This window comes from Synechococcus sp. R5-15 (genome assembly GCF_047462035.1).
Lineage (GTDB): Bacteria > Cyanobacteriota > Cyanobacteriia > Thermostichales > Thermostichaceae > Thermostichus.
Genome location: NZ_JANSIK010000043.1, coordinates 30,060 through 55,804, shown reverse-complemented (window position 1 = coordinate 55,804; position 25,745 = coordinate 30,060). Strand labels below are relative to the sequence as shown.

General features: G+C 58.1%; 21 protein-coding genes. 13 read left to right on the top strand and 8 right to left on the bottom strand.

The window, feature by feature from the left end; all coding sequences use genetic code 11:
- The first annotated feature begins 424 nt into the window (after positions 1-424).
- Positions 425-685 carry a ferredoxin-thioredoxin reductase variable chain gene (locus tag NW839_RS04660; protein ID WP_414349997.1) on the top strand — a complete coding sequence of 87 codons (261 nt, stop codon included), beginning with the start codon at positions 425-427 and terminating at the stop codon, positions 683-685.
- Here NW839_RS04660 and NW839_RS04655 read toward each other — a convergent pair.
- Positions 682-1,155, bottom strand: a complete 474-nt coding sequence (locus NW839_RS04655) for a phycobilisome protein (RefSeq protein WP_414349996.1) — start codon at positions 1,153-1,155, stop codon at positions 682-684. The genes NW839_RS04660 and NW839_RS04655 overlap by 4 nt on opposite strands.
- A 260-nt stretch (positions 1,156-1,415) precedes the next feature.
- Here NW839_RS04655 and ftsH point away from each other — a divergent pair, with 260 nt between their 5' ends.
- On the top strand, positions 1,416-3,332 hold the full coding sequence (ftsH, locus tag NW839_RS04650; protein ID WP_414349995.1) for an ATP-dependent zinc metalloprotease FtsH: 1,917 nt from the start codon (positions 1,416-1,418) through the stop codon (positions 3,330-3,332).
- 103 nt (positions 3,333-3,435) lie between these two features.
- Here ftsH and glgP read toward each other — a convergent pair whose 3' ends face one another.
- The 3 genes from glgP to NW839_RS04635 form a co-directional block, all read right to left on the bottom strand.
- The gene (glgP, locus tag NW839_RS04645; RefSeq protein WP_414349994.1) at positions 3,436-5,637 is read right to left on the bottom strand and encodes an alpha-glucan family phosphorylase; all 2,202 of its coding nucleotides are present in this window, start codon (positions 5,635-5,637) and stop codon (positions 3,436-3,438) included.
- Positions 5,638-6,088: 451 nt separating this feature from the next.
- Positions 6,089-7,273 (bottom strand): SpoIID/LytB domain-containing protein, encoded by a 1,185-nt coding sequence (locus NW839_RS04640; protein ID WP_414349993.1) that lies wholly within the window; start codon positions 7,271-7,273, stop codon positions 6,089-6,091.
- Between the two features lie 235 nt (positions 7,274-7,508).
- Positions 7,509-8,015 (bottom strand): nucleoside deaminase, encoded by a 507-nt coding sequence (locus NW839_RS04635; RefSeq protein ID WP_414349992.1) that lies wholly within the window; start codon positions 8,013-8,015, stop codon positions 7,509-7,511.
- Between the two features lie 210 nt (positions 8,016-8,225).
- Here NW839_RS04635 and NW839_RS04630 point away from each other — a divergent pair, with 210 nt between their 5' ends.
- Both NW839_RS04630 and NW839_RS04625 read left to right on the top strand, forming a co-directional pair.
- The gene (locus NW839_RS04630) at positions 8,226-9,467 is read left to right on the top strand and encodes an HhoA/HhoB/HtrA family serine endopeptidase (protein WP_414349991.1); all 1,242 of its coding nucleotides are present in this window, start codon (positions 8,226-8,228) and stop codon (positions 9,465-9,467) included.
- Between the two features lie 63 nt (positions 9,468-9,530).
- The gene (locus NW839_RS04625) at positions 9,531-11,114 is read left to right on the top strand and encodes a serine/threonine-protein kinase (protein ID WP_414349990.1); all 1,584 of its coding nucleotides are present in this window, start codon (positions 9,531-9,533) and stop codon (positions 11,112-11,114) included.
- 67 nt (positions 11,115-11,181) lie between these two features.
- Here NW839_RS04625 and NW839_RS04620 read toward each other — a convergent pair whose 3' ends face one another.
- The 3 genes from NW839_RS04620 to NW839_RS04610 form a co-directional block, all read right to left on the bottom strand.
- Complete coding sequence (locus NW839_RS04620; protein WP_099812711.1) at positions 11,182-11,544, bottom strand: hypothetical protein; 363 nt, start codon at positions 11,542-11,544, stop codon at positions 11,182-11,184.
- On the bottom strand, positions 11,522-12,328 hold the full coding sequence (locus tag NW839_RS04615; protein ID WP_099812710.1) for a hypothetical protein: 807 nt from the start codon (positions 12,326-12,328) through the stop codon (positions 11,522-11,524). Before NW839_RS04615 ends, NW839_RS04620 begins: the two co-directional genes overlap by 23 nt.
- 232 nt (positions 12,329-12,560) lie before the next feature.
- Positions 12,561-13,835 carry an FAD/NAD(P)-binding oxidoreductase gene (locus NW839_RS04610; protein ID WP_414349998.1) on the bottom strand — a complete coding sequence of 425 codons (1,275 nt, stop codon included), beginning with the start codon at positions 13,833-13,835 and terminating at the stop codon, positions 12,561-12,563.
- A 466-nt stretch (positions 13,836-14,301) separates the two neighbouring features.
- On the opposite strand from NW839_RS04610, the gene NW839_RS04605 reads away from it, so the two are divergent.
- The 5 genes from NW839_RS04605 (at position 14,302) to NW839_RS04585 (ending at position 20,628) form a co-directional block, all read left to right on the top strand.
- Positions 14,302-17,067 carry a cation-transporting P-type ATPase gene (locus NW839_RS04605; RefSeq protein WP_414349989.1) on the top strand — a complete coding sequence of 922 codons (2,766 nt, stop codon included), beginning with the start codon at positions 14,302-14,304 and terminating at the stop codon, positions 17,065-17,067.
- 565 nt (positions 17,068-17,632) lie between these two features.
- Positions 17,633-18,085 carry an AbrB family transcriptional regulator gene (locus NW839_RS04600; RefSeq protein ID WP_011432404.1) on the top strand — a complete coding sequence of 151 codons (453 nt, stop codon included), beginning with the start codon at positions 17,633-17,635 and terminating at the stop codon, positions 18,083-18,085.
- 140 nt (positions 18,086-18,225) lie between these two features.
- Positions 18,226-19,629 carry a 1-acyl-sn-glycerol-3-phosphate acyltransferase gene (locus tag NW839_RS04595; protein ID WP_414349988.1) on the top strand — a complete coding sequence of 468 codons (1,404 nt, stop codon included), beginning with the start codon at positions 18,226-18,228 and terminating at the stop codon, positions 19,627-19,629.
- 178 nt (positions 19,630-19,807) lie between these two features.
- Positions 19,808-20,011, top strand: coding sequence for a hypothetical protein (locus NW839_RS04590; RefSeq protein WP_041436260.1), 204 nt, complete (start codon positions 19,808-19,810; stop codon positions 20,009-20,011).
- A gap of 83 nt (positions 20,012-20,094) precedes the next feature.
- Positions 20,095-20,628 (top strand): (2Fe-2S) ferredoxin domain-containing protein, encoded by a 534-nt coding sequence (locus NW839_RS04585; RefSeq protein ID WP_414349987.1) that lies wholly within the window; start codon positions 20,095-20,097, stop codon positions 20,626-20,628.
- A gap of 187 nt (positions 20,629-20,815) precedes the next feature.
- On the opposite strand, the gene NW839_RS04580 is transcribed toward NW839_RS04585, so the two are convergent.
- Positions 20,816-21,679: an endo alpha-1,4 polygalactosaminidase gene (locus tag NW839_RS04580; RefSeq protein ID WP_414349986.1), complete on the bottom strand. Its 864-nt coding sequence runs from the start codon at positions 21,677-21,679 to the stop codon at positions 20,816-20,818.
- Positions 21,680-21,935: 256 nt separating this feature from the next.
- On the opposite strand from NW839_RS04580, the gene NW839_RS04575 reads away from it, so the two are divergent.
- The 4 genes from NW839_RS04575 to NW839_RS04560 all read left to right on the top strand — a co-directional run bounded on the left by NW839_RS04575 (position 21,936) and on the right by NW839_RS04560 (position 25,683).
- A complete protein-coding gene (locus NW839_RS04575) occupies positions 21,936-23,024 on the top strand; it encodes an OmpA family protein (protein ID WP_414349985.1) in 1,089 nt (362 codons plus the stop codon).
- A gap of 119 nt (positions 23,025-23,143) precedes the next feature.
- Positions 23,144-23,590 carry a hypothetical protein gene (locus NW839_RS04570; RefSeq protein ID WP_414349984.1) on the top strand — a complete coding sequence of 149 codons (447 nt, stop codon included), beginning with the start codon at positions 23,144-23,146 and terminating at the stop codon, positions 23,588-23,590.
- A 131-nt stretch (positions 23,591-23,721) separates the two neighbouring features.
- Positions 23,722-24,270 carry a hypothetical protein gene (locus NW839_RS04565; RefSeq protein WP_414349983.1) on the top strand — a complete coding sequence of 183 codons (549 nt, stop codon included), beginning with the start codon at positions 23,722-23,724 and terminating at the stop codon, positions 24,268-24,270.
- A 159-nt stretch (positions 24,271-24,429) separates the two neighbouring features.
- Positions 24,430-25,683: an AI-2E family transporter gene (locus NW839_RS04560; RefSeq protein WP_414349982.1), complete on the top strand. Its 1,254-nt coding sequence runs from the start codon at positions 24,430-24,432 to the stop codon at positions 25,681-25,683.
- Positions 25,684-25,745 lie beyond the last annotated feature (62 nt).

Below are 25,745 nucleotides of genomic sequence, written 5' to 3'. Positions count from 1 at the left end.
AACAGAATGCTATCGCTGCATAGTTGAACAGTGATGTTCAGCAGTGTTCAGCGTAAATGTATCAGCAACAAAAGGTCGCCTTCTCTCTTTCCCAGATCCCGGTGGAAGCTGAGATTGGCTAGACGCAGCTTTTTCCGGCGAAACCAGCCTCCTGCCCAATAGGGATCCCATCTATACAACCCAGGGATCCAGTGAGCGGCGCTGTTGGCTCCAGAGGGATCCCATTGGTTGAGACGGGCTTTCTCTGGGTTGACTTTGAGGGGATGTTCTGGGGCTTCCCAACATGAAGATGACCCTGAGGAAAATGCAAACTACTGTTTCAGTTTCCACATACTTCTCCACATCTCGAAGGTTTGCTTAGAGATTGAGCTAGAGTGTTTCCAGTGGGTTCCTGTGGTGGGCCGCCTTGTTAGGAGGGCAAGACATGAAAGTTGGAGATCGGGTGCGGGTGCGTACCAGCGTGATTGTCTATCACCACCCGGAACATCGCAATCAACCTTTTGACCTCAAAGGTATGGAAGGGGAACTGAAGGCCGTGCTTCGGGATTGGAATGGCCGCCCGATCAGCGCCAACTTTCCCTTTCAGGTGCAGTTTGACAACAAGTTCCGTGCCCATCTCCAAGCTGATGAGCTGGAGGTGGTGGAGTCGGCTGGTTCTGGAGAGTCTGCTGAGACGGCTGCCTAGTTGAGGCCCAGCAGCGTGCGGTTGGTTTCCAGAATCGGCCTGATCAACTTGGTTTCTTCGGGGGTGAGGTAATTGGCTATCACTTCTTGCAGAAAGCGATAGGTGGCCTCGCAACTGCGTTGGGTGCGGAAGGCCCGCATTAAGGTCTGGAACCAGTAGAGAAATCGATCTTTGTAGCGTTGCTCATCGTCCAGGAGCATGGCCAAAGCCGAGAGGCGCAAAACCCGCACGGTGTCAGCCTTCCACTTGTTGCTGAAGTCTTCCACCCCTCGCATGAGCAAGTAGGGATCCAGCGCGCGCATTTTCATCTCCACATCCCGGATGATCTGGGCTTCCGCCGCCTGGATCTTGCGATAGGCGCTCAGGCGTAGGTCAAAGGAGGCTAGATAGGTCTCCATGAACTGCAGCTCCTCATCCCTGAGATAGCGCCCGTCGGCAGTGATGCTCAGTTCGCGCAGTTGAGTCAGCATAGGGATCCCTGGGCAAGCTGGAATGAGAGTGGAAAAAACACCACCTATCCTGGCTGACGGCACAGCCTTGGTCTCTCAATCCTATCCCCAAACTCCCGGCCAGAAGAGCGGGATTGCAGGGATCCCCGGCAACCCTCTCAGTCAGGTTAATATTAATTAACAGTCTGTTGCTGCAAGAACCCACCCGACCCCAGATTGTTACCCATAGGTCACCATCTGCGAGTTCGATTCAAAAACACCCTTTGGGAGGAAACACTTCCGTGAGTCAGAAAGGTAAAAACAAGAAATGGAGAAGCGCGGGGTTATATGCGCTACTGGCCATCGTCTTGATCTCTTTAGCCACCACCTTCTTGGGTACCCGCCCGGCTGAGCGTTTGGAGATCAGCTACTCCGACCTGATCAGCCGTGTTGAACGGGGCGAGGTCAGCAAAGTTTTGGTGGAGACGGCCCCGGATGGTCGCCAAGTTGCCATTGCCGAGGCAGAAATCAACAACCGCGCCACCCAAGTGCAGGTGAATCTGCCCCCCCTTACCCCTGAGTTTGAGAACACCCTGGTTGCCAACGGGGTGGAGCTGGCGGTACGCCCTGTTCAAGAGGAGGGGCTACTTGGGCGCATTCTCAGCACCTTCTTCCTGCCGGTTTTGCTCTTGCTGGGGCTCTTTTTCCTGCTGCGGCGGGCTCAAAATGGCCCAGGCAGCCAAGCTCTCAACTTCGGCAAATCCAGGGCACGGGTGCAGATGGAGCCGAAAACCCAAATTACCTTCAACGATGTGGCCGGCATCGATCAGGCCAAGCTGGAGCTGGCAGAAGTGGTGGATTTCCTGAAAAATTCAGAGCGCTTCACCGCTTTGGGAGCCAAGATCCCCCGCGGGGTATTGCTGGTGGGCCCGCCCGGCACAGGTAAGACCCTGTTGGCCCGCGCCGTAGCCGGAGAGGCGGGTGTGCCCTTTTTCTCCATTTCCGGCTCCGAGTTTGTGGAGATGTTTGTTGGGGTGGGGGCCTCGCGGGTACGGGACCTGTTCGAGCAAGCCAAGCAAAATGCTCCCTGCATCGTCTTCATCGATGAAATTGATGCAGTCGGTCGCCAGCGGGGAGCTGGCTTGGGGGGTGGCAACGACGAACGGGAGCAGACTCTGAACCAGCTGCTCACCGAGATGGACGGTTTTGAGGGCAACTCCGGCATCATCGTCATTGCGGCCACCAACCGCCCGGATGTGCTGGATGCGGCGCTGCTGCGGCCTGGCCGGTTCGATCGCCAAGTTACGGTGGATCGCCCCGACTTCCAAGGCCGCCTGGAGATCCTCAAGGTGCACGCCCGCGGTAAAACTCTGTCTGCGGATGTGGATTTGGAGAAGTTGGCCCGCCGTACTCCTGGGTTTACCGGTGCCGATTTGGCCAACCTCCTGAACGAAGCAGCCATTCTGGCAGCCCGCCGCAACCTCACCGAGATCTCCATGGACGAGATCAACGACGCGGTGGATCGGGTGTTGGCCGGTCCGGAGAAGAAGGATCGGCTGATGAGCGAACGGCGCAAGGAGTTGGTGGCCTACCATGAGGCGGGCCATGCCCTGGTGGGATCCCTTCTGCCCAACTACGATCCCATCCAAAAAGTGACGATCATCCCCCGGGGACAAGCAGGTGGCCTCACCTGGTTCATGCCCAGCGATGACGACATGGGACTAACCACCCGTGCCCATCTGAAGAACATGATGACCGTTGCCTTGGGTGGGCGTGTGGCCGAAGAAGTGGTCTACGGAGAGTCGGAGATCACCACGGGGGCAGCCAGCGACCTGCAACAGGTGGCCCGCATCGCCCGCAACATGGTGACCCGCTTCGGTATGAGCGATCGCCTGGGAAATGTAGCCCTAGGTCGCCAGTACACCAACATTTTCCTGGGCCGGGAAATCGCCGCAGAACGGGATTTCTCGGAGGAAACAGCGGCCCTCATCGACGAAGAGGTGCGGCGGCTGGTGAACGAGGCCTACCAACGGGCCACCTACTTGATTCGGGAAAACCGTGCCCTCTTGGATCGGATCGCCCGTCGTTTGGTGGAGGCCGAAACCATCGATGGGGAAGAGCTGCAGGCCATCATCGACAACTCTGAGGTGGTGATGCTGCCCCCCGAAGAGGAGCCAGAGCCGCTGACGCTTCCTATGGCCGTCAACGCCAGCGCCTAGTCTCTTGTCCCCAAGCTCAAACTTGGGATCCCTGCTTTTCCTCTTGAGGAGAGAGGGATCCCACTGTTTTGTATGATTTGCGCTGGGAGAGGGGGAGTCCACCCTAGCCGGCAACAGCCGAACCCAACAAAGTCCGGCTCGCCTCTGCTTCCAGGGGCTGAGGCTCGTAGATTTTCAGCACGTACTCGGCTACCATGCGGTCGGTGTTGAAAACGGGGTTGAGGGTGCGGATCGCCTCCTTCATGCGGGCAATCCAACGACGTGGGATCCCTTTCTCATCCCGGTCGTAGAACATGGGGATCACCTCATACTCCAACAAGTCGTAGAGGGAGTTGGCGTCCAAGTCGTCTTGGGCAGCGGGATCCAGACCTTCGATTTCTTGGCCAATAGCCCAGCCATTGCGACCGTTGTAACCCTCCGGCCACCAGCCATCCAGTACCGACAAATTCAATCCCCCACTGAAGCCCACCTTTTGCCCTGAGGTGCCGGAGGCCTCCAGAGGGCGTCGCGGGTTGTTCAGCCACACATCAACCCCCTGCACCAAATTGCGAGCGACATAGGCATCGTAATTTTCGATGAAGGCGACCCGGTTGGCCACCTCAGGCCGGTTGGACCATTCCACCACCCGCTGAATCAGGCGCTTGCCCCCTTCGTCCCGGGGATGGGCCTTGCCGGCGAAGATAATCTGTACAGGGTACTCTTTGTTGGTGAAGATGCGGGTAATTCGCTCCAGATTTCGCAGGATCAAATCTCCTCGCTTGTAGGTGCTGAAGCGGCGGGCAAACCCAATCGTCAAGACCTTGGGATCCAGCAACTGGTTGACCGCTTGGATGCGCTCATTGCTTTCGCCGCGATTGCGCCGGGCCCGCAACACCCGGTGACGGGTAAAAGACACCAGCCGCTCCCGCAGAGCCTCTTTGCGCCGCCACAGTTCTTCATCTGGGATCCCTTCCACCTTGGCCCACAGTTCCGGGTCTGACACCCGCTCCGGCCAATCGGGGCCCAAGTACTGGTCGTAGAGGTTCCAGAAGAGGGGGGAAACCCAGGTACGGGCGTGAACCCCATTGGTAATGGAGCTGATGGGCACCTCATCCACCGATCGCTCAGGGTAGAGCACATGCCACATTTCGCGAGAAACCCGTCCGTGGAGCTTGCTTACGCCATTGGCTGCCCGCGCGTACCGCAAAGCCAGCACCGTCATGTTAAAGCGCTCCCAGGGATCCCCGGTGCGCCGAGCTCCCAAGGCCAAAAATTGTTCCCGCGTCAGGCCCAGTTGAGGCCAGAAGGAGGCAAAGAACGCATCCATCTCATTGGGGCTAAAGGCATCGTGGCCAGCCGGCACCGGTGTATGGGTAGTAAACACACATTTTTCCCGCACCTTGGCCTCCGCCGTCTCGAAGGGGGTGCCCCGCGCCACTTCCTCCCGCAGCAACTCCAGCGTCAGGAAAGCAGCGTGCCCTTCATTCATGTGATAGACCATGGGATCCAAACCCAACTGGCGCAGCAGGCGCACCCCACCGATACCCAGGATGCACTCTTGGGCAATGCGAGTATCGGTGCTGCCCCCGTAGAGGTGGGCGGTAATCCAGCGGTCGATGGGGTCGTTCTCCGGCAGGTCGGTGTCCAGCAGAAAGAGCGGCACCCGGCCCACGTCTGCTCGCCAGGCCCGCGCCTTCACCAACCGCTGCCGCATCGCCACTTCCACCAACAGAGGGCTGCCATCCGGCTGACGCACCAGAGTCAACGGCAGAGACTCAAACTCAGAGTCTTCGTAAAGCTCCCCCTGCCAGCCATTGTTGTCCAGGCGCTGTTGGAAGTAGCCCTGACGGTAGAGCAACCCGATGGCCACCAGGGGCACTCCCAAATCCGAGGCCGACTTGAGGTGATCGGCAGCCAACATACCCAGCCCGCCAGAGTAGGTGGGCAAAGACTCGTGCAAGCCGTATTCGGCACAGAAATAGGCGATGGGACGCTGCCAGTCGTAGGTTTTCATGGTGCGCTTGGCCCAGGTATCCTCAGCCGCCATGTACTGCCGATAGGACTGCACCATCCGGTTCAACGTGTTGAGGTAGTTCACATCGGTGGCCAAGGCTGCCAACCGCAAGTAGGAAACCTCCTCCAGCATGCGCACCGGGTTGTGGGAGGTTTTTTCCCACAGGGCGGGATCCATTTCCCGGAAAATGGTGAGGTGATCCGGGTTCCAGGTCCACCAATAGTTGCGGGCGATCTCGCACAGGGGCGTGAGCGCTTCCGGCAGCACCGGACAACGTTCGGGAAAAGCAGGAGCTAAGGTGGCAATGGACATAGGACAGATACCTGGGGTTAAAGTTATGGGCTCGAAAAAGAAGAGGTAGAGGTCGATCCTGGTAAACGTATCTCAATTATTATTGAGCCGATCCTGAGGATTCTGAGGGGGGAATTCAAGATCTCTACAAAATCTTCAGGGGACGTAACCCAAATTTTCCAGGGCTTCTCCCGATCTTGCCACAGCAGCGCGGAGCCTTCAAAAGCAGCGTTCACAGGCAGCCCAGCTTTCGATTCCGGCAGAAGCTGCCCGTCTAGAAGCTGCCCGTCTATCTTCAGAGATGGTGCAACGTTAGAGTTAACTCAAAGTTAACAAAATCTACAGAACCCCAACGAACCCTTGGGGAACCCCTCCGGTTCAATTAAAATGCTGCTTCTCATAAGCTCTTAAAAACTGCAGCCGCTTTTGCTACCAATCGATGATTTTGTTGGCTTCTCCCTGAAGTTGAGCCCTAACGTCCTTCCACCACTGCCAAGGTGGTGTTGCGGTAGTAGTGGCTGAGGATCTGTTGGTAGGAGTAGTTCTGGCTGGCCATCCCAGCCGCTCCCCACTGGCTCATGCCGACGCCATGTCCGTAGCCGCGCCCCTGAATCTCAAAGAAAGCCGGGAATGTCCCTGCCACAGGAGCCAGGCTGGCCGTAGTGGTGGCCTCTCCGCGTGGACTAATGGCAATCTTTGTGCTGCGCAACCCAAGAGCCCGACGAAAATCGCCGGCATTGAGATCTTTGATCCCTTGGGATCCCGTCAAGCGCACCGTGATTGCCCGTCCCCACGGGGAGCTGCGCAGTACCTCCACAGAACGAATGGCACCGATCCCGGCAGCCAACTGCTGAATCTGCTGGGCAGGAACGGTGGCCGTCCAGCTAAACACGGGTGAGTGCTGATCGAAATCCGGCACCCCCTGTAAGTAGGGCCGCGACTCTAACCAGACATTGCCTGCATCATCCGTATGTCCCCCCGCAGAGGAGTGGAAAACCGCATTGATCAACTGCCCCTGGTAGATGAGAACCTGCCCGGCGGTCTCACGGGCAGCCGCTTGGGTACGGCTGGATTCGGCAGCCACTCCCTTGTAAACCTGCCAATCAATCCCGTTTCCTAAGTCAAAAGGCTGCTGGGAACGGCGACTGCGGTGGTAGAGGGCATAGGTGCGGGAGGCCACGGCTTGGGCTTTAAGAGCCTCCATGGGAAAACGGTGTCCCATCTCGCTGCCCACCACGCTGGAAACGTAGTCTTCCAAGCCAACTTGGTTGATGGCAATCACCCCACGCTCGCCGGGGATCAACTCCACCAAGCCACGGTACCAATTCTGGTCGATAAACACTAACCCATCGGAGGTGGTGGGCTGTAGGTAAAGACGTTCTCCCTGTTGGCCGGCCAAACTGACTGCTGAACCCGAACGGCTGGCCTGCAGCGGTTGCATGGCCTGCACCTCTGCCAGCGGCTGTCCCTGGGCATTCAATAGGCGGGCTCCGGTAGAGCTGCCGACGGTGACCTGGGGCTTGTTGACGGCAATACCTACCCGCAGCAGCACCCGTGCCTGCACCGGAAAGGTCAAGCACAGCCAAGCCCAAACCAGAAGGGCAATACTCCTAAGCCAAGCTGATGGGAGAGGAGAGAAGGAGAGGGCAATAGTCACACACCAATCCTCTGGGAAAGAGTATCACAGCCGGCGAGGGATCCCGGACAAGTCGGGTTCTCAGAATCTGGACATAACCAACCTCAACACCTCAGGCAGCCACCGCCCCTCGGACAGCCTTTTTTGGGGCTGGTGCAGGACGCGAGTGAGGACCAGCCGAACCCGATATGACAGTATCAAAAACCTCTGGCGGATGCACGACCCCAGCCCGTTCTTTTTGCCCCCAATTTCTTCCTCAGGTTGTGCGCGGGATCCCGCGCCGGCGGCAAAACCACTGCTGCAATAGGCGGCGACACTCGGCCTCGCAGACTCCGCCGATGACCTCCGGGCAATGGAAGCTGGCGGCAGAAGCTGGCAAATTGAGCACGCTGCGCAGTGCTCCGGCCTTGGGATCATCGGCGCCGTAGATTACCTGGGCCAGCCGCGATTGGCTGATTGCCCCCGCACACATGGGGCAGGGCTCCAGGGTCACATACAGCCGACAGCCCTGCAGCTGCCAATCGCCCAAGCGCTGCCCTGCCTGCCGTAGGGCCAGAATCTCCGCATGGGCCGTGGGATCCCGATCCCGTTCCCGCCGGTTGCTGCTCAAAGCCAGCAACTTTTCCCCTGGCCCCACCACCAGAGCGGCCACCGGCACCTCTCCGGCTTCTCCCGCTTGCTCAGCTTCTCGCAAGGCCAACTGCATCCAGGCGCGGTGGCGCTGCCACGGATCCCGCCCTTGTGGCTCGGAGGAATGGAGCATACTCGGATCCCCGATCATTTTGGGCGTTTCGAGCACTGCCTCTGTCCGCAAGATTTGCTAGGGTAAGCACACATACCCCGAACATCCAAAAGTAAAGAGTAGGAATAGATAGAATAGACCAGGAGTGAACTGGGTCTTGATGGCGTAAGTCGGGGGAGCGGGTTCACGCCTTTTGAGTCTTGGCGATACGGCTTAGCTTTGGGAGGGAGCATGGCGCGGATTCTACGGCATACACTTTTGGCGATGGCTCTGTTTGGTGGAGGCGTCGCAGGTGGGGTCTGGCTATCGTCTCGAGCGGGGCAGGAGTGGTTACAGCAAACTCCCCTGATCACTTGGACGCGACGGGCCGGTGAGGGAGTGGGATCCCTTTTGCCCTGGTCTGAGCCCCGCCCTGAGGCTGCGAATTCTGCTCCTCCGGCCGATGCTGTCCGGCCTTCCAATTTTATTGCTGCAGTCGCCCAAAAGGTCGGCCCAGCGGTGGTGCGCATCGATGCCACCCGCACCGTGTCGAGGGGGGTCAACCCAGAACTGTTCAACCAGCCCCTGTTTCGCCGCTTCTTTGGGGATCAACTACCGCAGTTGCCGCAGGAGTTTCGGCAAGAAGGCACCGGATCGGGGTTTATCATCGACGCCAGTGGCCTGATCCTCACCAACGCCCATGTGGTGGAAGGCAGCGAGCGAGTCAGGGTTCACCTGCTGGATGGGCGCACCTTTGAAGGAGAGGTGAAGGGCTCAGATCCGGTTACCGATATCGCAGTGATCAAAATTGAGGGGGAGAATCTGCCCACGGTTACCCTGGGTAACTCTGACTTGGTGCGACCAGGGGATTGGGCTATTGCCATTGGCAACCCGCTGGGCCTAGACAATACCGTGACTGCCGGGATCATCAGCGCCGTCGGGCGCTCCTCCGGGCAAATTGGAGCTGTCAACAAGCGGGTGACTTTCCTGCAAACGGATGCGGCCATTAACCCCGGCAACTCGGGCGGCCCGTTGCTGGATGCGGAAGGGCGTGTGATTGGGGTGAATACGGCCATCTTCCAGCGAGCTCAGAGCGTCGGCTTTTCCATCCCCATCAACCGCGCCATGGACATTGCCGAGCAATTGATCCGGAATGGTCGGGTAGAGCACGCTTTCTTGGGCATTCGCATGATCACCCTCAACCCTGACATTGTGGCGCGCCTCAACCGCGACCCCGCTCGTCCCACCACGCTGACAGTGGAAGAAGGGGTCTTGATCGGGCAGGTGATTTCGGGATCCCCGGCTGAGGAGATTGGCTTGCGGGAGGGGGATGTGATCACTGAAATCAATGGGCAGGCCATCCGCGATGCCGAGCAGGTGCAGCAGTTGGTGGAAGCCGCTGGGGTGGGCAATACGCTGACGCTGCGGGTCATCCGCGATGGACAAGCGCGCACCTTCCAGGTGAAAACTGGAGTGCTGCCCGTAGACTTCTAAGCAGTTTTATGTGCCGTCAATTTGATCCCCGTGACACAATGGCCCTAGAGGCGGGGGTCAGGTATGGCTTGGGCAGTCGGCGAAAGACTACAGGGGGGGCGCTACCGCATTGAGGCCATCTTAGGAGAGGGGGGCTTCGGCATCACCTACCGGGCCTGGGATAGCGTTCGTGCCGACCAGGTGGTTATCAAAGTTTTGAACGACAGCCTTCGTGAGGATCCCGACTATCCCCACTTCCAGCAGAACTTCATGAATGAGGCGCTGCAACTGGCCCGCTGCCGCCACCCCCATGTGGTGAAGGTGGAAGAAGTGATCTGGGAGCAGGAGCGCTGGTGTATTGTCATGGAGTACATCCGCGGCCAGACTCTGCACCAGCTTCTGCGGCAAAAAGGGCCATTGCCCCTGCCGGAAGCCCTGCGCCTGACGCGGGAGGTGGGATCTGCCCTGATGGCCTTGCACGAACAGGGGATCCTGCATCGGGATGTGAAGCCATCCAACATCATGGTGCGGGAGGGATCCGGGCAGGCAGTTTTGATCGACTTTGGCCTAGCTCGCGGCTACACCCAAGGTCTGATCCAACGCCACACCTCCTACGGCACCGATGGCTATGCTCCTCTAGAGCAATACGACAGCTTGCGCCGCCGCGGCGCCTTCACCGATGTCTACGCCTTGGCAGCAACCCTCTACACGGCGCTGACGGGGATGGTGCCTATGTGTGCGCCAGTGCGGGCCACAGGCCGCCAGTTGGATACCCCTCGCAGCCTTAACCCCAACATTCCCGAGGTTGTGGAGGCTGCCATTCTCAAAGGGATGGCTCTCCACCCCGAAGAGCGCCCACAAACCATGGCCGAGTGGCTGGCCCTGCTGCCGGGAGCGGCCTCTCAAGAAGAGAAGAAGCCGCTGACCTTTGAGCCCGCCATCCGCACTCAAGATCTGCGGCAACTGGAGCGGCTTCTGGCCCCGCAACCCCAAGATGAGCTGGAACAGCTCCTGGCCCAGCACTCGGCAGAAGAGCTGGAGCAAATGGTGGCGCCCCCTACCCCTGCCACGACAAAGAAAAAAGAGGGGGCATCCGGATCCCTGGTTTCTCCCGAAGTTTGTCTAGAGGGACAGGGATCCCTGCCCGCTACTCTCCCCTGGCCAGACTGGGTGGGAGAAGCGGCTCCTGCCCTACAAGGGCTGTGGGATCGGCTGCGGGCTGGCCAGTGGGGGGAAGCCGATCGCTGGACGACGGCTCTAATGTTAAAGCTGGGCGGGCGATCCCAGGTGGGCTTTTTCGATCCCAAGGATGTTGAAGCTTTCCCCTGCCCGATGCTGCGGCTAATCGACCAACTTTGGACGCAGGCCAGCCATGGACGCTTTGGCTTTACCGTCCAGAAGCAGCTCTGGCAGGAGTGTGACTCGGAGAAAAGGGGAGGGCTCAGCTCGAGATCCTTCTCGGCCTTGCCCCGCGAAGAGTGTATGGGAGAGAAAGTGGGCTGGCAGATCCAGGGCCGCTGGCTGGAGTACGGGGAGCTCAAAACCAACTTGGAAGCGCCCAAGGGCCATCTGCCGGTGGGCTTTTTCTGGGGATACTCGGGGGGGTTACGCGCAGCCCTGCTGATGCTGGATCGGGCGGTATTGAAAAAGTTCAAAGCCTGCCTGTAAAAAACTTCCCCCTCCTGGGGATACAAAGCCAGAACGGCGAAAAAAGGGAGAGTGGACGCCTATCCCCTCAAGAAATCGAGGAGGATTGCCGGGCACTCTTCTCCAAAAGGGAGGTTGCCTGAGGGCTTTCGCGAACGGCCAGTCCCAAGTGAATCAGCGCTGTCTCAACAGTATTGACCTGCTCTGCCAAAGCTTTCCACCCTCTTGCTTTTATGCCGTAGCGCTTACTAAAGTAAGCTCGAGCGGCTGCAAAGGAAGCAAAAGCTTTTTTTAGGGTCGCTGCTGTCCAGGGCTTGGCATTCAGCCGTAGCCAATTCCTTTGACCTTGCTGCTGTCGCTCGGCAACAAGCTGTCCTGTCAACTCAAGGAGCTCAATATAGTTGCGACGCGAGGCCGCGATTGCCGTTTCAAGGCTCTCGATGAGACCCATGGTTATCCTCCAAATTCGCTTGATAAATATCCTGCTCGTTCTTCTGAAGCAACTTTCTAGAACCCGTAGAAGGCAGGTTAGCCTTAAAAATAGCCATGATCCTGTTCAGGTAACTTTGCAGTGAGCTCCTAATCTCTGGAATGGGAATGTAGTTTACCGCGTTCTGAAGCTGGTCAAAGATATGTTTAAGTTCCTTCAGAGCTAAAATGGCACGGCTGACGATCTCCTGGACTTGCAGCTGCTCTTCTGCAAGCTCTCTTATTCTATTGGCCAGCTTCTGATTTTCGTGTTCTTTCTCGACGAGCAAATCTAAAGCTACTTCCTCGCTCTCTTCTATTCTACGCTTAAGTTTTAGGTTTTGCTCTTCCAGAAATTCAATCTGCTCGATTAATAAACCTAACTCGCGCAAAGAACTAAATTCAATACCTCTGCCCACGAGAAAGTTAACAATTTGGTCGCTGCACTCTTGTCTTTGAAGCTGTAGTTCTGTGAGTTTAGGCTCTGCCAATTCCTTTAAGACTCTATGAGCTATTCCTACCCCCAGGAAATCGCCGTCGCCATGTCCAGGAATACTAACCCTCAAATGCCCGCGAACAGCTTGCGTGGGATGTCTGGCACGACGACGGACAATCTCCCAGCCCCACTTTCTTGCCTGAGACAAAATGTCTCGTTTCCGCCAATTTCTTGAAGACTGAATAGTGGTTTGAATCTCTCTCTGCTCCTCTATAACTTCTTCCCGCCTCTTAAGGAGATAGCCAAGCTCGTCTTCTCTGAGACAATCCATAGAACAGAACCTTAAGTGAAACTTCCTTACCTAGTCTACTCGGTTTTCACGGAGACCTGGGCTGATTGTACGGCAAAACCTCACCTCTCAGAAGCTATTGACGTTAAGAAATACTTAGTAGTTTTTCTAACAAGGTTTCTAAGTAACAACACAGCGGCAGAGCGAGCCAGCTCTGTAAAAAAACTCCCCTCTCCCCTTGGGAGAGGGGCTGGGGGTGAGAGGGTGGAGAGCCTTAGTAGCGATGCACCAGCTTATTGATGGGCTTGAAGATGTCGGCCTCAAACCTCTTGCCCTTGAGCATGCGGTTCCAGTACAGCCAGGGCAACAGGTGCACCTTGGCCAAGTACATGGAGTAGCGCTCCCGCGTTGGATCCAGGGGGAAAGAGGGAGCTAGCTTCCCGTCGTAGGCAAACTCTGCCATGATCAGGGAGTTGTAGCCGGTGATCAGGGGGCAGCAGGTGTAGCCGTCGTAGCGGGCCGGCAGCGGCTTGGACTGCATGGCCGCCAAGAGGTTTTCCGCCAGCACCGGCGCCTGCTTGCGGGCCGCGGCTGCCGTCTTGGAAGTTGGCAGGGAAGAGGCATCCCCCAAAGCAAACACGTTGGGGTAGCGGGGATGCTGCAGCGTCCATTTGTCCACCTCCACCCAGCCGCCGGGCCCTGCCAGAGGGCTGCGCTTGACAAAGTCCGGGGTGCTCATGGGCGGAGCCACGTGGATCATGTCGTAGTGCAGGCTCACCTCCTCTTTGCCGCCGTCGGTGGTGACTTCAAAGATGGCCTCCCGGGTCTCGGGCCGGATGGCCTTGAGGTTGTGCCTGAACTTCACCTGGATCCCGCGGCGCTCCACCACCTTCTCCAGGGCGGCGCTGTATTCGGGCACCGCGAAGAGGGTAGGGGTGGCGGTGCAGAAGATAACTTTGGTGTTGACGCCAACGCCGCTTTTGCTCTTGAAAACGTCGTCGGCCATGTACATGATTTTTTGGGGCGCGCCGCCGCACTTGATGGGAGTGGCAGGGTAGGTGAAGATGGCCGTGCCCCCCTGGAAGTTGCGGATGGTCTCCCAGGTGTAGGGGGCGTAGTCTTTGGAGTAGTTGCTGGTCACGCCGCCCTTGCCCAGCGCCTCCGGCAAGCCCTCGATCAGGTGCCAGTCAATTTGGATGCCGGGGGCCATGATGAGGTAGTCGTATTCGATAACTTGGCCATCCTCGGTGATGACGCGGTTGTGATCCGGATCCAGCTCGGTTACTCGCGCCTGGATCCACTTGGCTCCCCTGGGGATCACGGTTTTTTCATCGCGCACAAACTTGGCCAGCGGCGCAATACCCCCACCCACCAACGTCCAGCCGGGCTGGTAGTAATGCTTGTCGGATGGCTCGATGATGGCAATGTCGAGGTTGCGCTGGCGCTCCAGCAACTGGGCTGCTGCGCTGATGCCGGCTGCCCCTCCCCCGACGACGACAATCTGATGGCGGAGAACCGACGCGGACCCCTTCGATCCGATCCCTTGCACCTCAGAGCGCGCGCCGTTTTGCGGCACTGCTGCTGACTGCGCCTGGAATTCCCTTGGCTTTGTAGTCGGTACCACGATAACTCCCTCTAAAACTCAAAACGGAAACAAAAAAAAAAGAGACCGATAGACCCGTCGGCCATATTAAAAACAGCAAGAGAGCCAACCAACCCATCCAAGAGCCCGGACAGGTCAGCTAGCATGGGAGGCCGAAGCACTTCGGCTCCCCACAAGCTCTAGCTAATCATACTACCTAATAAGAATATATTCATCCTTTCTATCTATCTATCTGTCGAGAATTTTCAGCAAATCTTAGCCGCCTCCTTAAACGTTGTTGACGCTTGCCTTAGCAAGAGCTGCTCGGGGAGCGTTTTACTGGGAAGGGCAGGCGGCATCCGCTAGGCTGTCAGATGGAGGAAGGTCGGCAGCTCGTCCTGCCGTTGTGTTGTTGTAACTCAAGATTCCGAACATGGCCAAACCTTCATCCCCTGAGCTGCTCCCGGCCCTTGCCTGGCATGCCCTGCCGGAGGAGCAAGCCATCCAGCAGCTCCTCGGAGAGGAGCTCTCTTTGCCGACGCTGTTGGAAAAAGGCCTCTCCCAGGCGGAAGTGGAGCGGCGGCAGAAGCAGTATGGCCCCAATGAGCTGAAGGCCAAGGCAGCTACCCCCGCATGGGTCAAGTTTCTGCAGCAGTTTAACCAGTCGCTGCTCTACATCCTGATGGTGGCCGGGGCGATCAAGGCGTTCCTAGGCTCCTGGCGCAACGCCATCGTAATCTGGGCGGTGGTGGTGATCAACGCTCTCATCAGCTACATCCAAGAGTCCAAGGCGGAGGAGGCGATTGCCGCCCTGGCCAAGTCGGTGGTGACGGAAGTAACGGTGATGCGGGAGGGGCAGAAAGTGCGGGTGCCCTCGCGGAAGCTGGTGCCGGGGGATGTGGTGCTCTTGAGCTCGGGAGACAGGGTGCCTGCCGACCTGCGCCTGGTAAGCGTGCGCAACTTGCAGGTGGACGAATCGGCCCTCACGGGAGAGTCGGTGCCGGTGGAAAAACGGCTGGGATCCCTCCCCGAAGACACGCCGTTGGCCGACCGCCAGAACATGGCCTATGCCGGCAGCTTCGTCACCTTTGGCCAAGGGGCGGGGGTGGTGGTGGCCATCGGCAACCAGACCCAAACAGGCCGCATCTCCAAGCTGATCGAGGAAGGGGGATCCCTGCAAACTCCGCTGACGCGCAAGTTTGAGGCGTTCAGCCTGACCTTGCTGAAAATTATCCTCACCTTGGCGGCGCTCACCTTTTTGGTGGGCCTGGTGCAGGGCCAAGCGGCAGTGAGTGTCTTTGAAGCGGCAGTGGCGCTGGCGGTGAGCGCTATCCCCGAAGGCTTGCCGGCGGTAGTTACCGTAACCCTGGCCATTGGGGTCTCCCGCATGGCCCGACGCCACGCCATCATCCGCAAGTTGCCGGCGGTAGAAACCCTGGGCAGCGCCACGGTGATTTGCTCGGACAAAACCGGCACCCTCACGGAAAACCAGATGACGGTGCAGGCCATCTACGCCGGATCCCAGCTCTACCAAGTTACGGGCAGTGGCTACAGTCCTCAGGGACAAATCCTGGCCCAGGAGGGGGGTGATCCAGTGGAAGTGGAGCGGCTGCTGGCGTTACAGGCTTGTCTCTTGGCCGGCTGCCTCTGCAATGACACCCGTCTGCAACCCAAAGACAACGGCCAGTGGGAGGTGGTAGGGGATCCCACCGAGGCGGCTCTGCTTGTGGCAGCCCAGAAGGGGGGTCTGGATCTGGAAGAACTGCAGCGCCGCCGCCCTCGCCTGGACAGCATCCCCTTTGAATCCGAGTTTCAGTACATGGCCACCCTGCACCGGCTGGGGCCAGAAGAGCATTGCCTCTATGTCAAGGGATCCGTAGAGGCTCTCTTGTCCCGCTGCCATAGCCAGATGGGATCCCAGGGGGAGATCCAGTCTCTAGAAGAGGAGCGGATTCGCCAGCAGGTGGAGGCCTTGGCACGGCAGGGGCTGCGAGTTCTGGCCTTTGCCCAAAAAACCGTCCCCAGCAGCCAAACTCGGGTGGATCACCCCGATCTGGAAGGGGATCTGGTTTTCTTGGGATTGCAAGGAATGATCGACCCGCCGCGGCCAGAGGCCATTGCGGCAGTGCATTCCTGCCAAACGGCTGGGATTCAGGTGAAGATGATCACCGGCGACCACGTGCTCACGGCTCAAGCCATTGCCGAGCAGATGGGCCTGGGGGGTGGAAAACCTGTGCAAGCCTACAGCGGTCGAGATCTGGAGCAGCTCAGCCCGGAGGAATTTGTGGAAGCTGCCAATCGGGGATCCGTCTTCGCGCGGGTGGTGCCAGAGCAAAAACTGCGCCTGGTGGAAGCTCTGCAAGCGCGGGGGCAGATCGTGGCCATGACCGGCGATGGCGTCAACGACGCTCCGGCCCTAAAGCAAGCAGATGTGGGGATTGCCATGGGGCGAGGCGGCACCGAAGTGGCCAAAGCTGCTGCCGACATGATCCTGACCGATGACAACTTCGCCTCCATTGAGGCAGCCGTTGAGGAGGGGCGCACGGTTTACAACAACCTGCTCAAAGCCATTGCCTTCATCCTGCCGGTGAACGGGGGGGAATCGATGACGATTCTCCTCAGCGTGCTGCTCAACCGCGAGCTCCCCATTCTGGCCATTCAAGTGCTGTGGCTAAACATGATCAACTCCATCACCATGACGGTGCCTCTTGCCTTTGAGCCGAGCACAGGCCGAGAGATGACTCGCCCACCGCGGGATCCGGAGGCCAACTTGCTCTCTCCTAGGCTGTTGCAGCGCATCCTGCTGGTGTCCGTGTTCAACTGGATCTTGATCTTCGGGGTTTTTGAATACATCGAACAAACCACCGGCAACCTTAACCTGGCCCGCACCATGGCCATCCAAGCGTTGGTGATCGGGCGCATCTTCTACTTGCTCAGCCTCAGCCAGGCCATTCCTACCCTGTTGGGCCGTGGACGTGCCAGCCAATTGGAGCGCCATGAGCGCCTCATGGATACAGCAGCCATTGCCATCGGCATTGGGGCGGCCATCCTGCTGCAGATCCTCTTCAGCCAGTGGAGCCTGTTCAACATTATCTTCGACACAGCACCCCTGTCTTGGGAGCAATGGGGCTTTTGTTTGCTGGTGAGCTTGCCACTCATCGTTGTCTCAGCGGTGGCCAATCGAGTGGATCCTGAATAAATAACTTGCTTTGGGCAACTCGCGCTCACTGCGCTCCCATCTGAAGAAGTGCCGAAGAGGGGATCCCTCAGCCACTACTCAGATGTAGCCGGCCTCTGCCAAGAGATAAAAATGCCTGCTGGCCTAGGTCTGATGGCATCCAGCTTCACACCGCTCTGGCTGTCTTTTCGACCGATTTGCGCAAGGCAATCACCATCTCAGCGGCGGTTTTTTGGAAAGTCGAGCCTGTTTTCTGGCTGTGATCAGAGTTTGGGGCAGCCGACGAGTGGGGATGAGGCTGTAGAAAGCGGTGAGTCGGATCTACACCGCGGTACTACCCCCAAGGCGATCTTTTGTCAGCTCCATCCACAAAAGCCCCAGCACTCTTCAGGGCTTGAGTTCTTTTTGCCCCCATCACCTTTTGGCAAGAGCGGGAACATCTCTTGAGTGAGAAGAGGCTTTTCCTTCCGAGCTGCCGGCTCAAGGAACAGGAGAAAAACCTGTCTTCAAAAAAGCCTCCGACTTTCGGTTGCAGGAGTACATCACAAGGGTATGATCTTAAGAGAAGGATGTAGGACATTAAAAAATGTCAGATATACCACCACAACCTTTAACCGGGAAGGCTCTGCTGCAGAAGGTCGAAGCTTTGGGGCATCTTCCACGCCGAGAAACGGCAAAGCGATGTGGCTATGTAACCATGACCAAGACCAACAAGCCTCGCGTCAACTTGAATGAGTTCTATGACGCGGTGCTGGCAGCAAAAGGTCTGAGCCTCAGCCCAAGTTCCAGCCGGGACAAGCGCGGTCGTGAGCCAACCTTTCGGGTCAGCGTTCACAAAAATGGGCAGTTGATCATTGGGTCGGCCTACACCGAAAAAATGAATCTCAAACCCGGGGATGAGTTCGAGATTCAGCTAGGTTACAAGCACATTCACCTCAAGCAAGTGCTAAACGGCCAGGTGGTGGAGGAGTCAACCCCAAGTAAAGAAGCTTCCCCCAAAGCGACTCGCGGTCGCCGGAAAAAAACTGCTGGGGCTTGAGCCGCTGCCGGGCCGGGAGTGAGGAGAAGGGATCCAGTTGACGAACTGTCACTGTGTGGCTTTCTTCTTGCCTTGCCCTCTTTAAGATGGGATCCAAAGCCTAGGTTCACCGATCTTGCTGACCCTAGATAAGGATCCCTATGCAACAGAAGGTTCAGCCACCCCTCAAGTTTTTGCCACCGCGATTGACGCCTTGGGTCGTTCGTTTTGCTCAAGCAGGCTTGCCCTTTTGGTTGCGATGGACCAAAGGGATCCCTCGCGTTGAAGTGGAGGGGGGAGAGCGTTTGGCTCAGCTTTATCAGCAGTTTGAGGCGGGCAAGATTCGCCTGTTGGTGGCGTTTCGACACCCGACCCTCGATGATCCCCCCTGCTTGATGTACTTGTTTGCCCATCTTCTGCCGCAGGTGGCCCAACGCCAGGGGATCCGCTTTCGGGGCCGACCCCACGTTTTGTTTGTTTATGACCGCGGCCTACCTCTGTGGCTGGGATCCGTTGCCCGTTGGGGCTTGCCGCGCTTGGGCGGGATCCCGATTTTGCGAGGCCGTCTGGATCGGGCAGGGCTAAAAAGTTCTCGTGAGCAGTTTGTATCGGGCCGATATCCGCTGGCGGTAGCTCCAGAAGGAACGATCAACGGCATGAGCAGTCTTCTCAACCCGTTGGAGCCGGGGGTAGCCCAGATGAGCTTTTGGGCGGTGGAGGATCTGCACAAGGCGGGACGGCCAGAGCAGGTGCTGATCCTGCCGGTGGGCCTTCGCTATTCTTACCTGAGGGATCCCAGTGCCGCTCTGAATAGATTGCTCAGCCGCATGGAGGCCGATTGCAAGCTGCCGCCCACGCGCTCGGCTCACGCCGGTCAAGCCTTTTTGCTGGCCCGTATTCTTCGCTTGGGAGAACACCTGCTGCAAGTCGTGCAGACCTTCTATGAGCGCTTTTATGCCCCTGCCCTTCCTGCTGCAGATAGAGCCCAAGTTAAAGAGGGGGATCTGTTGGCGCGTCTTCAAAGCTTGTCAGATCTGGCCCTGCGGGTGGCCGAGCAACATTTCGGCCTAGAGCCTCAAGGAGACTTAATCGAGCGGCGGCACCGCATCGAACAGGCGGGCTGGGCCTGGATCTACCGCGAAGATATTGCCGATATTGCTGGTCTCTCGGCTCTGGAGAGGGGGCTGGCCAATCGAGTGGCTGCTGAGGCCAGTTTTCACCTCTGGCACATGCGCTTGGCGGAAACCTTGATGGTGTTTGCGGTGCGCCCTGTACCTGAGCAGCCCAGTTTGAGTCTGGATGAGTTGGCGGAAACTGCCCTGCGCCTCTGGAGCCTGTTGGCCTGGATCAAAGGAGAAAATCCTGTTGGAACTGCTCCCCCCCGCTTGGGACCCCGCCTGGCCCGTTTCAGCATTGGGGATCCCCTCTCGGTTTCCGAACGCTGGCCCGCCTACCAGGCCAACCGCCGACAAGCCGTACAAGCCCTCACCCAAGATTTACAAGCAGAAATGGAGCGGCTTATCAAAGGGATCCCGTGCTCCCCTGCGGTCCTCCCTGCTGTCTGACATGCCTAGTCGGCTCAGGGGCAAAAAGTGTAACAATTCCTGAGACATCTTGTGAGATATTTCGTGAAAGTAAAACGAACTTTTGCATTATCTGACAAGCAGGTGAAGGAAAAGGGAAATTTTTGGCTCTTGGGGTAGAAAGGGGGCAGAAAGGAAGTGAGGCTCGTTGACTTGGTCTATGTCTGATGAGCTGCTCCGCGCCATCCGCAGACGCGACCTAGAGGCCGCCACTTCAGCCGTGCAGCACTTGCGTTCTCGCCATTTAAGTGAAGCTGTGATCACCTCGATGGTGATGGTGGCCGTGGAGCGGTTGGCATGGGATGAAGGCGACCGGGCCGCCGCCAGTTGGTTACTGCGTCGCTGCTCCAGACGACGGCGCTGAAGGGATCCCTGCCCACATTGATTGTCTCGGGCCGTTGCTCTACGAGCTGTTTCAAGAACGCTGGGCCGAGATCCAACTCGGTCATGGGGTGGAAGGAGGAGTGCTGGAGCTGGCTTTTGAAAAGCCGACGGCTTTGTGCATGCTCTACGCCGACGGCTTTGTGCATGCTCTACGACGGCTACCTGACAGTGGCCACCGAAACTTGGCACCTGCATTTGTGCCTGGAGGAGCACCAAGGCGGCCCCTACCGCAAGACCCCACCCGAGCTGCGCCGCAAAAGATGGGTTAGCCGCGCCGCTCTCTACCGCCGTCTCAATCCCCAGAACCAGCCCCGCAGGTGGGGGATCCAGACTGTCTGTCGCTCCAGCCGTTGCTATCCTTCCCGCAACTATCAACCGGTTGTGGAAGCTCTGGAATCTGCCCGCCGAGAAGTCAACCTGGATGTACCGGTCATAACCTCAGGTTGTCTAGAAGTTTGCCAACAGCGACCGGTGGTTTTTTACTCTGGCGACCGCACCTGGTACAAGCGGGTTACTCCGCCAGTAGCGGGACAACTTGTCCACGAGCACCTGCTTAGGAATTGTCCCCTAAAAGCCCATCTTTTCCCAGGAGATTAGCCTATGGTCAGCCTACAGCCGCTTGTTCAAGCCCTTCCCGAAGCTCCTCGCCGAATCCCAGCCTCTATTTGGCTACAGGCTACCCAAGACTTGGCCCAGCCTATTCACCACCCTTGGCTGCCTGAGCAATATCGCCTATACCTGTACGCTGCCCTTTGTTGCTATCGGCATCATTGCAGGCACCAGGTTAACTCGCCAAAGGGCGGTCATCAGCGCTTTGATGATTTGGCTGGCTAACCAAATCTTTGGCTACACCTGGCACAGCTATCCCCGCACCACACCACACGCCCCAACCCTCTAGTTTCCTGCGGTGGAGCACAGCATGCAGACCTGCCGGGACAGCAGAGCAGACCTGTTGCAGGAACTCAGTTTCGGTGAAGGCATCTGTGTACTCGATGGCGAGCACCGGCTTGCCGGCTTTCGTGAAAGGCTGCCAAAGATCGCACCACCCCTCTGCAAAGCAGGACTCACTCACGGCAAAGTCGAAATAGGGCTCTAGAGCAGCCGCTTGTTCAGGATCGTTTTTCAAGCTGACCGCCAAACCGCGACGATGGGCTTCCTGGGCCAGCCAGCGATTGAACTGGAGTTGGTGAGCCGGTGCGAGGGCAAAGCCGGTGGGGTTCAGGTAGCCGTCCACGTTGTCCGGGTCTACACCGTCAAATCCCTTCTGCACCGCCAGATCAAGCCTCGCGCTCAGGATTGGTGCCAGGATGTCAAGGGCGCGAATGTCCACCCAGCGTTCTCTGTCCCAGCCTTCGTAGGCTGCGCCCAGTACGCTTTCCGGGTACAACGCAGCGTCTGGTCGCCAATCTTCCCAACTCCCGGCTGAAAAATAGGCAACAACGCGGGCACCCGACCGCTGGAGCAGAGCAACAGTCTCCGGGGGCGTGTCAAATAGATCCAAGACATAGACCTCTACCCCCGGCTGGGGCGCTGTAACCGGCTGGCTCAACTGGTAGAGCCACACCGCTTCCTTCTGGGGATGCCAGCGGCTAGTCAGGCCACAGCCAGCCGCCAATGCAATCAACAGGGGCAATAGATCGCGATTCATTCCTGTATCCACCGGCAGCTTGCTAAGAAAACGGTGGCCTGCTCCCTCTCCCCTTTATTCTAGGACATCCCACCCATACCCAAACTTTTAGTCCTAGCAAGCGAGAAGAATTTGGTACCCCAGTCATCTCATCTCAATCCTAAATGACTACAAAGTTTGCCTTGACCTTAACTTTATGCATATGCATTTCTGATCCCTTCTAGGGTAAACTCCTGGCAGAAAACCCGGAACGGATCCGGAGACCTGGGAGACAACCATGCCTTTTTACGTGGGTTTGCGGCGCCATGCCCTGCAAGGTTTTATTTTCTCTACGCTAACAGCTCTACTTGTCCAGGCGGGGCCAGCTCGGGCCGATCTGCCAGGGACAGCGGATCCTCCGGGGCTCAAGCGCTTTGCAGGATCCAGCATTGTGTTTCAATCGCGGGCCGATTACGACCGCTTTAAGTTGGCCCTTGAAAAAATCGTCTTCAGTGGCGCGATGGGAGCTGTGCAGCCCTATCGGTCTCAAACTGTCGAGGGGCGTCGTATCACGACCTATTACCGACTGCCGGAGCGGGTTGTCCCTCTCGAGGCACTGCTCAACTACGAAACCGAACTGAAAGAGTCTGGCTTTGAGATCCTCTTCTCCGGCTTGGGGGAGGAGATTGAGACCCTTGGCTACAACAACCAGATTGCTCACGAGATCCTCAATATGAAGGGCACCTACAGCACGCCGGAAGAACGGGCCCAGTGGCCGTTTCAGAACGCCAGAGAAAACACTGCTGCCTATTTAGCCGCACGTGGCAAGTCCCCCGAAGGCGATGAGCGATTCGTGAGCGCCTACTTTGTGGTCAATACCGATGACTGGGAGATCACCCGCGGCAGTGGGCAGATCCCGACCGGGATTACTCTGGGGCGAGTGGATGTCGTCGATGTCAAGCCCCGCCAGCAACGCCTGGAGCTGGTTGAAAGCATCACAAGCGGCGAGATCAATCAAGCCATCAGCCGCGATGGCCGGATCGCCCTCTACGGCATTCTCTTTGCCTATGACTCGGATCAGATTGAAGCGGCTGCCGAGCCCACCCTTGCCGAGATCGCCAAGCTGATGCGCGAGCGCACCGACCTCAGCATCCTCGTGGTCGGTCATACCGATGCAACCGGTAGCTTCGACTACAACCTAGGTCTCTCGCGGCGCCGGGCCGAGGCGGTTGTCAACCGGTTGGTTCAGCTGGGTATCGAGCAGCGCCGCCTTTATCCGGTTGGCGTGGGGTTCTCTGCTCCTGTGGCCAGCAACACCACTGAGGAAGGCCGGGCGAAGAATCGCCGCGTGGAGTTGGTGGATCTGGCCGGTGGCAAAATCCCCTAGAGGGGAGTTTCCAGGTCTTGGGGCAGGACGGGTATCGCCGAAAGTCTGGACACTGCGGCTGTGGCGAACTAGCTTAGAGGCAACTCTTCATTTCTAGGCTATTTCAAGGGGTGGGATCCATGCTTAAGCCCAGTCTTTTGTTCTCCGGCTCGGCGCTGTTGGGTTTGCTGTCTTTGCCGTTTTTGATCGGCGAATGTGGCTGGTTGGCCTCATCTCGTAAGAGCCAGAGTCCTGTCACTGAGGCTTCTCTACAAGCTTGGGAGCACTCCCTGCCCTCATCCCAGGCCTTGTTTGAAGATGAACCAGGTTCTGAATCTTGGCTCATGCGGCAAGCCCAGCTGCAAGAACGGGTACAGCAGCTTGAGCAGCGCTCTCTCGCTCACCAGCAGCAGGCTCATCAGTTGCTGGTACAGCAGGCAGCTCCCCAGCCCGCCGGGGTTGTTGGCCGTTCCAACCCAAGCCTTGCCGTGCCGGCACGGCCTCGGCGTCAGGATCCCACTCTCTCTCAATCCTCTGCTCCCAATCCTCTGCTCCGGCGGATCTTCCCAATGAGCTGGCGCGGCTAACCCAGTCCATCCAACAGGAGCCGGGAAATGCGCAACTTTATCTGCAAAGGGCGCAATACTTCTGGCGGGAGTCTCAAGAAGATCCTGCTGCTTTACCGCAGCCTGAGCATGCTTCTGCCATTGCTCGCTTGATGCGCTCTGCTCTGCGGGATCTGGATATTGCCATTGCTTTGGATCCCTACCTGGCTGAAGCCTATTTGCTCAAGGCCAAAATCCAACACGAGCGTTTGCAAGAACCTGAGCAGGCTCTGGCGACCTTGTCTCCCCTGGATCGGATTGCCTATCACAACCCGCAATTGCACTTGATCCGCTCCCGCATTTGGGCCGAACAAGGCCATCTGGAATCGGCATTTGATGTGTCTCACCTGGCCATTGAGCTGGCCAAGCAAAATCAAAGTGCTGCCGATCTTTTCGAGGCCTATGTCCATCGCGGCCTGATGTGGGCCAGCATCTGCGACTTCAATTTGGCCGTTCAGGATTTCAGCCGGGCTATCGAGGTGCAGCCCCAGCGGGCTGAAGGTTACTACCACCGCGGTATGGCGCGCGCTTACCAGGGAGAGGATAGGGCTGGTGCCGCTTCCGATTTGGGTAGCGCTTTGATGTTGTGGCAGGTTTCGGGCGGGGGATCCCCGGGGCTGCTGGAATATGTAGAAGCGGTGCGGAGGGAACTGTTGCGGTAGCTCAGCTCTGGCGGGGTTTTTGCTGAGGATCTGAAGCGCTGGGTTTGGGGTCTTTGCCCAGGAGCATTTGGCAAGTTCGTCCAAGCCAGGCCAGGATGGTAGAGCCATCTGTTACCTAGGGGGGCTTGAACGCCCCCCTGAAGAGAACCCAGCCAAGTGATGAGCCGAAGACAACTGACCATCTCCGTATCCTCTGTAGCCCTGGTGGTGGCCACAGGGATGCTGTTGTTGCTGCTGTGGCAACTGCGCAGCTTGGTGCTGACCGTGATGATCGCGGTGGTGGTGGCGGCGGCGCTGGCTCCTTTGGTGGATCTGGCCGAGCGACTACGCATCCCCCGCTGGTTGGGGGTGGTAGGGGTGTATCTGAGTTTAATTGCCGGGATTGCCGGCTTGGCTCTGCTTATTGGCCCGACGGTGGCGACTCAGACCCAGCGGTTGCTGACGAGGCTGCCTTTCTATCTGGAGCAGTTGCAACTGTTGGTGGATACCTGGATTGCCGATCTGGCGGGGGTGGATCCGGCGGCGCTGGACTACCTAAACCAGTTGCTCGACCCTCAGTCGTTGATGAGCTGGGCGGTTCGCTCGGGACAACGGGTGCTGGTGCAGTCTTTCGACTTCACCCGTGGTTTGCTGGGCGGTCTGCTGACCATGGTGCTGACCCTCTTCATTTCCGGCTACATGCTGGTGAGCGGCTCTGACTTGGTGCGGGGCTTGGTGGAGTTGTTTCCCTATCCCTGGAATGAGCGGCTTGCTGAGCAGGTACACCCGATGGCTCAGCGCATGGGGGGCTACATCCAGGGGCGGGTGCTGGTCTCTGCCATTTTGGGTGTGATGATCACCGTCTCGCTTCGCTTTCTCGGCCTGTCGGAGTTTGCTCTGGCGCTGGGGGTGATCGCTGGGTTTACCAACCTTATCCCCTTCATTGGGCCGGTACTGGGATCCCTGCCCGCTTTGGTGGTGGCGATTGTGCAGGGGGGCTGGACTTTTTTGTGGGTGCTGATCCTATACGTTGCCGTTCAAAACCTGGAAACCTATGTGTTGGATCCTCTGTTGGTGGGATCCTCGGTGCGGGTGAAGCCCTTGTATCAGTTGCTGGCGGTGCTGGGGGGCACCCAGTTGTTGGGTATTGTTGGGGCGGTGATCGCCCCCCCGTGGGTGGCGGGTATGGCGGTGCTGCTGGAGAACCTCTATCTGAAGCCCAAGCAGGAGGCAGAGGTTCGAGCCAGGCTGTATGCTCGGGCCACCGAGGCTGCTGGTTCTTTGGCTTTGCCGGGGATGGATCCTGCCGACGCGAGCAGCCCAGAGCCATCTTTTTCCTCTCGTCCGAATGACTCGTCAAACGAGCCGGAAGGGTTGCCACAGGAAGAAAGTCTCTCGCCTGCCGATCCTGTAGCCGGAAGAAGTCCCTATTAGCAAGCTTCTCATCTATTCGCCTCTCTCCGCTCTCGGAGAAGGGCTATTGTGGTTGCTGGATA